Source organism: Acinetobacter sp. Root1280 (assembly GCF_001425285.1).
Taxonomy (GTDB): domain Bacteria; phylum Pseudomonadota; class Gammaproteobacteria; order Pseudomonadales; family Moraxellaceae; genus Acinetobacter; species Acinetobacter guillouiae.
In genome coordinates this window covers 87,057-96,407 of record NZ_LMED01000028.1, presented here as the reverse complement: position 1 = coordinate 96,407, position 9,351 = coordinate 87,057, and the positions used below count along the sequence as shown (strand labels likewise).

The 9,351-nt window shown below is 38.3% G+C and carries 7 protein-coding genes; 5 read left to right on the top strand and 2 right to left on the bottom strand.

The features are described 5' to 3' along the window. The first annotated feature begins 136 nt into the window (after positions 1–136). Positions 137–2,083 carry a DUF4105 domain-containing protein gene (locus tag ASC84_RS19820; RefSeq protein WP_056517852.1) on the top strand — a complete coding sequence of 649 codons (1,947 nt, stop codon included), beginning with the start codon at positions 137–139 and terminating at the stop codon, positions 2,081–2,083. 101 nt (positions 2,084–2,184) lie between these two features. On the opposite strand, the gene ASC84_RS19815 is transcribed toward ASC84_RS19820, so the two are convergent. After that, positions 2,185–3,018: a hypothetical protein gene (locus tag ASC84_RS19815; RefSeq protein ID WP_056517851.1), complete on the bottom strand. Its 834-nt coding sequence runs from the start codon at positions 3,016–3,018 to the stop codon at positions 2,185–2,187. 310 nt (positions 3,019–3,328) lie between these two features. Between ASC84_RS19815 and eat the strand changes: the two genes are divergently transcribed. The 4 genes from eat (at position 3,329) to ASC84_RS19795 (ending at position 8,315) form a co-directional block, all read left to right on the top strand. Then, positions 3,329–4,759 carry an ethanolamine permease gene (gene eat / locus ASC84_RS19810; RefSeq protein ID WP_004724619.1) on the top strand — a complete coding sequence of 477 codons (1,431 nt, stop codon included), beginning with the start codon at positions 3,329–3,331 and terminating at the stop codon, positions 4,757–4,759. Positions 4,760–4,761: 2 nt separating this feature from the next. Next, a complete protein-coding gene (locus ASC84_RS19805; protein ID WP_056517850.1) occupies positions 4,762–6,144 on the top strand; it encodes an ethanolamine ammonia-lyase subunit EutB in 1,383 nt (460 codons plus the stop codon). Between the two features lie 15 nt (positions 6,145–6,159). Continuing rightward, a complete protein-coding gene (gene eutC, locus ASC84_RS19800; RefSeq protein WP_004822715.1) occupies positions 6,160–6,975 on the top strand; it encodes an ethanolamine ammonia-lyase subunit EutC in 816 nt (271 codons plus the stop codon). Between the two features lie 470 nt (positions 6,976–7,445). Next, on the top strand, positions 7,446–8,315 hold the full coding sequence (locus tag ASC84_RS19795) for a metal-dependent hydrolase (protein ID WP_056517849.1): 870 nt from the start codon (positions 7,446–7,448) through the stop codon (positions 8,313–8,315). A 169-nt stretch (positions 8,316–8,484) separates the two neighbouring features. Here the strand turns inward: ASC84_RS19795 and ASC84_RS19790 are convergent, their stop codons facing one another. Continuing rightward, positions 8,485–9,231: a hypothetical protein gene (locus tag ASC84_RS19790; RefSeq protein WP_056517848.1), complete on the bottom strand. Its 747-nt coding sequence runs from the start codon at positions 9,229–9,231 to the stop codon at positions 8,485–8,487. Between the last annotated feature and the right edge of the window lie 120 nt (positions 9,232–9,351).

Sequence of the window (9,351 nt, the reverse complement as noted above, 5' to 3'; positions counted from 1 at the left end):
TTTTATTTAAATTTTATCAAACACATATTATTGAAAAATGAATCAAGCATGAGTGAACATTGGGCGAACTTTTGTATTGAGCCGACATTTTTTAATTGCGCAGTTTTATAATATATCTATATAAATTGATGATTGAATGAAATATTTAGCACTTAGTTTAAGCTTACTCAGTTCATTGTTTACCGTTCATTTGCATGCGGAATCACTTTTAGAGAATCAGCAGGCATTAGAAAACGCATTAAAACTAGCACAACAAAAACAATTGGCCAGTCATATTACATGGAAACGTTTACTTTATGCAGAGGATGCCTCTGCTAAAGACTTAAATCACAATAATGCAGGTCACAAAAACACAAATCAAAGCGAAGTCAGTTATTCAGGTTATTTCTTTGCTCAAGATGGTCGCCAGAACATCCAAAATGAAATGAATGCAGATATCACTGCGCTGTTTCAAGTCGCCGATGACAATCAATCCATTCGTTGTAAATTTCCTGCACGTAGCCAATGGCTGATGCAACAACTGAATATTTCACAACAACAATTACCTGACGTGTCCTGTCCAGAGTTTGATCAATGGTATGCACAAATCAAACCCTACCAAGTGACATTAATTTATGCGACTGATTTTATGGGCAATCCAAGCTCAATGTTTGGACATACCTTACTTCGTCTCGATCCTAAAGATCAAAAGCAGCTCAATTTAGTCTCTTATGCTGTGAATTATGCAGCCACAGTAAACAGCGATGATAATTGGTCTTATGCATGGAAAGGGTTAGTTGGGAAATATCCTGGTGAATATTCTTTAATGCCTTATTATCGCAAAGTGAAAGAATATGGTGATTTTGAAAGCCGTGATCTTTGGGAATATGAACTGAATTTAAATCCTGAAGAGACCGCTTTTTTGGTAAAACATATTTGGGAAATGCAAAAAGTCAGTTTTCCTTATTATTTTGTCAACGATAATTGTGCATATCGTTTATTGGGTTTGATTGATTTAGTCCGTGCAAGCTCGAATTTACGCAAGCAATTTACATATGCAGCGATCCCGATTGAAACCATTAAAGCCGTAGAGCAACAGGGATTAGTACGAGAAGCGGTATATCGTCCAGCGTTAGAAACACAATTAAATTCGCAGGCCAAACAACATGGTCATGTTTTGGCAAAAAAAGCCCATGCAATTGCAGTATTAGAACCACAACAGATGCAAGCAGCTATCGCTGATTATGATGATCAAGATCGTGCAAAAATATTAGAAATGGCCTATGACGATTTATATTTACAATTCGTTGCTCGTCAGGTCGATGCAAGCTTTACTCAACCGCGTTTTAGACAACTGCTAGGCTTACGTAGTCAAATCCCTATAGAGAAACAACGTTTAGCACCTGTGCGTCCCAAAGTTGATCCAGTCAATGGGCATGATTCACGTAAGTGGTCCGTAGAAGCGGGTGAGGTTCAGGGTGAAAAATTTGTACAAATTGGTCATCGTCAGGCCTATCACGAATTAAAAGATCCACAGGGCGGTTTCCGTACAGGCACACAATTGTTGTTTCTAGATGGTGCAGCACAATGGCGAGATGATCGACTTAAACTGGAACATCTCGACTTATTAACAGTAAACTCTTATAACCCCATTACCCCGTTTAAAATGCCAATAACATGGGGTTTTACTTTGGGCTGGCAGCAAGAAGCCATTCAAAATGGACAATTTAGTGATCAGCAACAACATGGCGTAGTCAGTGCAAAAGCCCAATCTGGTTATACCCTTGCAGATGATGATCGTAAGCATCTCTGTTATGCGGAATTGCAAACACAGCTTCAAGCAGGTACATCATTGGATAAAGGCTGGCGTGTTGGACTAGGACCAACATTGGGCTGTCAAAATATATGGTCAGATCGTTTAAACAGTATTGTTCAAGTTGAATTACCTTATTGGCAAGATTCAAGTGAGTGGAATTTACGTATCCAGAGCACACTGCAATATTCACTCAATCGTCAAAATTCATTAAACGTCAATTGGGAATACCAACAACAAAACCAACTCGATTGGCAGAAAATAGGTTTAGGCTTTGTACATTATTTTTAAAGATAGATCTGGCAAATCGGATTTTAGAATGTTATTTCGAGAGTAGAGCTTTGAGAATGACATGTTGAGATAGGTATTAATCGATCGCAAGCCAAGGATGTTTATACAAGTAGATTATTGATCCTCATACTTAGAATCTGCTGCCAATTGTTTAGAAAAGGGCTTTTGGTTTTTATAAAGAAATCACCTTGGTACAGTTGCTTGACTGTATCAAGATAACCGGCATCGACAGCATCTTCCAACTCTTTAAAATCCGCATGAATTTCTGCCTGTATTTGATAGGTTCTTGCACAGATTAATTCGCCAACCTTATTTTTTAAATAAGAAATCTCAGATTTAAGCGTATTTAAACTGATCTGTTCATCGCCATAGAGATAAATATGTAGCTGTTCTAGGGTTAAGCCCAAAGGATTTAGAATCAAAATACAGATGATTTCAAACTGCCGTGGCGTTAAAAGGATCGACTGATTATTGATCATTATTTTCTGTGGTACTGAAAACGCATGAATGGTTAAACGATTAAAGGGCTGTGTATATAATTTTTGTGCAATGATCTCGGCGCATTGTGTAACGGCCAATTGTCCAAAAATATTTGCTTGATTTAAGCTGTGAAATAAAACCACTTCACCACAGGCTTCCCCTGATGTTAAATCAAGAATAGGCGCACTATAAATATAGTGTTCTGGCTTTGTTTCTAAATCCTGATCTTGTTGGAATCCTGCGAATTGATCTGTATTCACTGAACACCACAGTAGATTTTGTTGCAGATCTCTAATTTGTATAACAACAGCAGCGAGCAGCGCCGTGTTGAGTAAATCCTGCTGACATTGAATCATTGCGGATTGTAATGCTTGCTGGGAACGTGAGTTTGCTTGGGTAGGGGTTAAATTTTCATTTCTGCTTGTTGGTTTTTTAGCAGGTGGTTTTGAGTCCATCGCATAATCCATTTATGCATATATACTAAATAATATCTTAAATTAAATAAACAAATAACAAAGTAAATAAAATATATAAATTTCATTATTTTTCTTTTAATTATTCAATTTTCAATAACTTTTTCCGATTCTCTATGATGTGGGCTATTCAACTTTTCTCCTACCTTTGTTTGATAGATTCATTTAAAAGCAGTTTTTAACAACTGACAAGACGTGATGTTCATGGGATTGAACAAAAAACATTGACGTCATCCAAGGAAAGGCACTTTTTTTGCTTATACAAAAGAAGGCAAATTAAAAAGGAACGATGATGGACGCTCGAAATGAACAATCAACTATCGTAAAAACAGAAGATTCCAAAGAATATTTTGCTCAACGAGAATTAAAAAAAGGTGCTGTTGGCTGGTTACTCTTGGTCGGTTTAGGGATTGCCTATGTGATTTCAGGTGACTTTGCTGGATGGAACTTTGGTATCGCACAAGGTGGTTGGGGCGGTATGTTTGTCGCAGTGATTTTTGCTGCGATTATGTATTTATGTATATGCCTTTCGATGTCAGAAATGTCGACCATGCTTCCTACAGCAGGTGGTGGATACAGTTTTGCTCGTATGGCCTTTGGACCATTTGGCGGTTACTTAACAGGAACAGCGATTCTGATCGAATACGCCATCGCTCCAGCAGCAATCGCGACCTTTATTGGTGCATATTGTGAATCCTTGTTTGGAGTGGGTGGATGGTTAATTTATTTAATCTGTTATTTGGTTTTTATGGGGATTCATTTAAAAGGCGCAGGTGAAGCACTTAAAATCATGTTTGTGATTACTGCAATCGCAGTGGTTGCAGTGGTGGTATTCCTTGTCGCGATGATTCCTCACTTTAACAGTGCCAATCTATTCGATATTGCAGTTGACTCATCTAAAGCCGGTGCGAGTAGCTTTTTACCCCAAGGTTATATAGGAATCTGGGCAGCAGTACCGTATGCAATCTGGTTTTTCCTTGCTGTAGAAGGTGTTCCTTTAGCTGCTGAAGAGGCTAAGGATCCGGCTCAATCATTACCACGCGGTTTGATTGGTGCAATGCTGATCTTGGCTGCTTTTGCTATCTTGATTTTAATATTGAGTGCGGGTGCAGCAGGTGCAAGTGTTCTTAAAGATTCAGGTGCACCTTTGGTCGATGCGCTGGTTAAAGTATATGGGCACGGCATGTTGGCGAACTTTGTAAACTTTGTTGGCTTAGCAGGTTTAATCGCGAGTTTCTTCTCGATTATCTATGCCTATTCGCGGCAAATTTTTGCACTTTCTCGTGCGGGTTATTTACCTACGTCTTTATCATTGACCAACAAAAATAAATCGCCATATTTAGCCGTGATTATTCCGGGGATTATTGGCTTCTTATTGTCATTGACCAAACAGGGTGATTTACTGATTTTGATTGCGGTATTTGGTGCGACGATTTCCTATGTTTTAATGATGATGGCGCATATCAAATTACGTATTTCACAACCTAATGTGTATCGTCCATATCGAACACCTGGTGGTATTTTTACCTCCAGTATTGCATTGATCTTATCAATTGTCGCCGTGGTTGCGGGTTTCCTTGTTGATCCTAAAGTCTGGTTTATCGCTTTGGGTATCTATGTGGTCTTCATTGTCTATTTTCTTGTTTATAGTCGTCATCATCTGATTTCAGGCACACCAGAAGAAGAATTTGCCAGCATTAAGGCAGCAGAACAGGAATTATAATTATGAGTTATCGTTATAGCGTTGCTCAGCAACAATATATTTTCCAAGATTTAAAAACCTTAATGGCTAAGGCTACTCCATTACGTTCTGGTGATGAGTTGGCTGGTGTTGCAGCCAGTAATGCAACGGAACGTGTGGCAGCACAGATGGCCTTGGCAGAAGTCCCGTTAAAAACTTTTTTAAATGAGACGGTCATCGACTATGACAAAGACGATATTACGCGTTTAATTATTGATGAGCATCGTGCTGATTTATTTGCGCCAATTGCGCACTTTACTGTAGGTGATTTTCGCAATTGGTTGTTGAGTGAAGATGCAACTTCTGAAAAATTGACCAATTTAGCCATGGGTTTAACGCCAGAGATGGTTGCTGCTGTGAGTAAAATTATGCGTAATCAGGATTTAATTCTGGTTGCAAGTAAATGTGAAGTGGTGACGCAATTTCGCAATACGATTGGTTTAAAAGGTCATTTATCAACCCGCTTACAACCAAATCATCCAACCGATGATGTATTGGGGATTTCCGCCAGCCTATTGGATGGCTTGATGTATGGTAATGGTGATGCTGTGATTGGGATTAATCCTGCCACAGACAACTTACATAATTTGTCAGAGTTGTTAAAGTTACTGGACCATATTATTCAAGAATATGAAATTCCCACGCAATCTTGTGTGTTAACCCATATCAGTTCTGGGATTCAACTTGCAGAACGTAATATTCCAATTGATTTAATGTTCCAATCCATTGCGGGTACGCAATTGGCCAATGAAGGCTTTGGTGTTACCTTGGATTTACTTCAGGAAGGTTATGAGGCGACTTTAGCACTCAACCGAGGAACAATCGGTCAAAATGTCATGTATTTTGAAACTGGACAGGGCAGTGCCTTATCCAGTAATGCGCATCATGGTGTGGATCAGCAAACCATTGAAGCACGAGCTTATGCCGTGGCACGTAAATACAATCCATTATTGGTCAATACTGTGGTTGGGTTTATCGGTCCAGAGTATTTGTATGATGGGAAACAGATTATTCGTGCAGGGTTAGAAGATCACTTCTGTGGCAAATTACTCGGTGTACCAATGGGTTGTGATATTTGTTATACCAACCATGCGGATGCAGATCAAAATGATATGGATGTGTTACTCACGCTATTTGGTGCTGCGGGAATTAACTTTATCATGGGAATTCCAGGTTCGGATGATGTGATGTTGAATTATCAAACCACATCATTCCATGATGCTTTATATTTACGTCAGTTAATGGGATTAAAACCTGCCCCTGAGTTCTCGGCTTGGTTAGATCAGCAAGGAATTTTGCACCAAGAACAACGGCAAATTCATTGGCCAAACAGTATGCCAAAAAACTTTGCTAAATTATTATCATAAAAAGGAGAGTAAACCATGAAACTCTCAAAACTTGAAACTTTTCCAAATGGCTTTCATGAAGATCCTTGGCATAAGTTAAAACAATATACTGATGCTCGTATTGCGATGGGAAGAGTAGGATGTAGCATTCCAACTCAAGAACTGCTTAAGTTTCAACTCTCTCATGCACAGGCCAAAGATGCTGTTTTTCACCAATTAGATACTGAAAATATGCAAGCTCGGCTTAGAGATTTAAAATTTGAAAGTCTCATTGTGGAAAGTAAAGCAACCGACAAAGAAGTATATTTAAAACGTCCCGATTTGGGCCGTGAGTTATCGGAACAGGCTCAAACTCAGCTCACGACTTATGTGCAACAGCACCCACAGCAATATGATGTATGTATCGTGGTTGGTGATGGCTTATCAGCACGAGCAATAGAAGAGAATGCCATTGCCTATATCAATTCCTTACGTGAACATATTGATGCTGAAGGCTGGAAACTGGCGCCGATTGTGCTTGCAACTGGGAGTCGTGTGGCATTAGGCGATGAAGTTGCACAAAGTTTTAATGCACCCTTATTGATTATGTTGATAGGCGAACGGCCTGGTCTAAGCTCACCTGACAGTATGGGGGTTTATTACACATGGAAAGCGCGAAAAGGCAGTATGGATTCAAGCCGAAACTGTATTTCCAATGTACGACCTGCAGGGCTAAGTATTCAAATTGCCACACAGCGTTTAATGGCGTTGATGCGTAATTCATTTAAATTACAACTTTCAGGGGTCGATTTAAAAGATGACCACGTTGTTCCATTACAAAGCGATGAGCATCGCAAAAAATTATTATTCTAATGGCTAAATTTTTATATCTTGAAGAGAGCAGTGCCTTGATGTTTAAGGCATTGCTTTTTGAATACATGAGTATTTGTTAAAGCTTAAGTGTTGTACAAACTTTTAAATTTAGAAAATAAATCAAAAAACTAAGTGTATTTCTCTTAAATATCCTACATTTAATTCCAGTCATAACTCAGCGTTTTTATTGAATATGCTTGATGTGGCATTTCAGCAAAGCCTATTTTTGAACTGAAAAAGACATTTAGACGATCCACTTTTTGCACAATTTAGATCATGCTGTTGATGGTATCGCAAGCATATATCGACATGCTTCGAGAAACTTATTCGATCGAACTATCAGAAAAAGGGATGCAATGACATGTAAATGAGTCGAAATGACCTATGGAATTAAACCCAGTTAAGTAAAATTCTAATAAGCGCACCAGCTAAATTAAAAAAATGATAATCAGCCAGAGGCAGGATCAACCATGGGCATTTTAAAAAAATTTATTAAATCGAGTGTGTATCATGAGCCATTACCTATTCGCCGTGATGTCAGATTTAATTTACCCGCAGAGCGAATCGCAGATTGGCATACCGCCGCAGGTCCAATTTTTACCGCATTGCTAAATACGTTTTCTATTGTCTTGCCTATTGGCGAACGCTTCTTTATTGATGCGGTAAGGGCACATCGTGATTTAGTCCAAGACCCAGAATTACAAAAAGCGGTGACGGCTTTTATTGGTCAAGAAGCCATGCATGGACGTGAGCATGAAGAATACAACCAAGCCTTATTTGCACGCTCACCGATTGCACCAAAATTTGAAGCATTGGTTTTAGAGATTTTTGGTCTGCTTAAACAGCATTTACCTGCATATTTTTGGCTCAGTGGAACAATTGCATTAGAACATTTTACCGCTTTATTGGCAGATTCTGTATTACGGACACCTGAGTTATTTGAAGGTGCTGAAGAACATTATGCCAATATCTGGCGTTGGCATGCTTTTGAAGAAACAGAACATAAAGCTGTGGCTTTTGATGTATGGAATACCGTAATGGGACATGGTCCTTATGCCTATGCTGTTCGTAGTTTTGGATTGGTGGTCGCAACGATTGTGTTCTGGAGCTTAGTGATCCCTGTATTCTTGACCATTGTTAAAGGAGAAGGGAAGTTAAGCGATTTATCCAGCTGGAAAAAGACCTATCATTATACCTTTGGTGGTATAGGCGTATTGAGAAAGCAATTGGGAAATTATATCGATTATTTCCGTCCAAACTTCCATCCGTGGGACCATGAGAATCGTCAATACATGCAACAAATGGAACAATTGATTTATCAATTGGCTGAAAAAAAATAATCAAATATCATATTTAAAGGATTGTCTGTGTGTTTGTGATATATCGCACAGCACATGATTTTGAACAGCTTATCGAGTAGATCATCATGGTGATTTACTCGACTAGCTTTAAATCTGTATGAATTAGAAAAACTTGAGAAAAATGATTCAACTCAATCATTGATACAAACTATTTAAATAATGTGCCTGCTTGAGAAAGGATCTTTTTGCCTTTTTGAGTGACTTCTAATGTGACATCTGCTGTTTCATTTGAACCTAAAATATTACGATAAACCACATATTGATATGTACCACTGTCAAAAATGTAGTGGTGATCGCCGCCTGAACCATCCATTTCAACACGACCTTGATTTAAAATCAGATCAGGTTTTGTCGCTTGGGACTGTTTTGTTCCCCAAGATGCATAACGGTATTTACCATTGGGCATGGCATCTATACGCACTTGAAATTTGGCGGTTTTAAACTGCAATTCAGGTGTTTTAAAATTTTTAAGTGATGAATGTAATTGATTTTTCTGTTGTGAAATCAGTTGTGCTTTATATTTTTGTTCAGCATCACTACTGTAGTTGATGGCTTTAATTTTATGACCATCTAACCATATTGTGCCACCATTGAGCATCACACCACGCCAACCCATACTTTCCCATTGTGATGGTTTTGAGTTGGCGATCTCTTGAATAAGTTGAGTATCAAACACTTGGTTAAAGCGTTGTTTCATCTGGGGTGCATTGGCAATACTTGGGATGGGTTCTTCACGATGTAAGGGATAGGTAATATTGTTTGAAATCGCGGTGATATTTTTATTTTTAAATAATTTAATGACACTTTGCACATCTTTTAATTCGTTGGCATTTAGATTGTCGGCAAAGGCGCTAGTGGCAGTTAATGCTGAAATAAAGATCAGTAAATTTTTCATTTAAAATATGGCATAAGGCTGAGATAATTTAAATCATATAGTTTTAAGTGGACTATAAGCGAATGTTTTACAAATATAAGCTATAGGAAAGCAAAAAATATAAAAAAGCTTATATTTGAA

Coding starts and splice junctions, on each gene's coding strand:
- ASC84_RS19820 (WP_056517852.1), top strand. CDS start 137: ATGAAATATTTAGCACTTAGTTTAAGCTTACTCAGTTCATTGTTTACC.
- ASC84_RS19815 (WP_056517851.1), bottom strand. CDS start 3,018: ATGGACTCAAAACCACCTGCTAAAAAACCAACAAGCAGAAATGAAAAT.
- eat (WP_004724619.1), top strand. CDS start 3,329: ATGGACGCTCGAAATGAACAATCAACTATCGTAAAAACAGAAGATTCC.
- ASC84_RS19805 (WP_056517850.1), top strand. CDS start 4,762: ATGAGTTATCGTTATAGCGTTGCTCAGCAACAATATATTTTCCAAGAT.
- eutC (WP_004822715.1), top strand. CDS start 6,160: ATGAAACTCTCAAAACTTGAAACTTTTCCAAATGGCTTTCATGAAGAT.
- ASC84_RS19795 (WP_056517849.1), top strand. CDS start 7,446: ATGGGCATTTTAAAAAAATTTATTAAATCGAGTGTGTATCATGAGCCA.
- ASC84_RS19790 (WP_056517848.1), bottom strand. CDS start 9,231: ATGAAAAATTTACTGATCTTTATTTCAGCATTAACTGCCACTAGCGCC.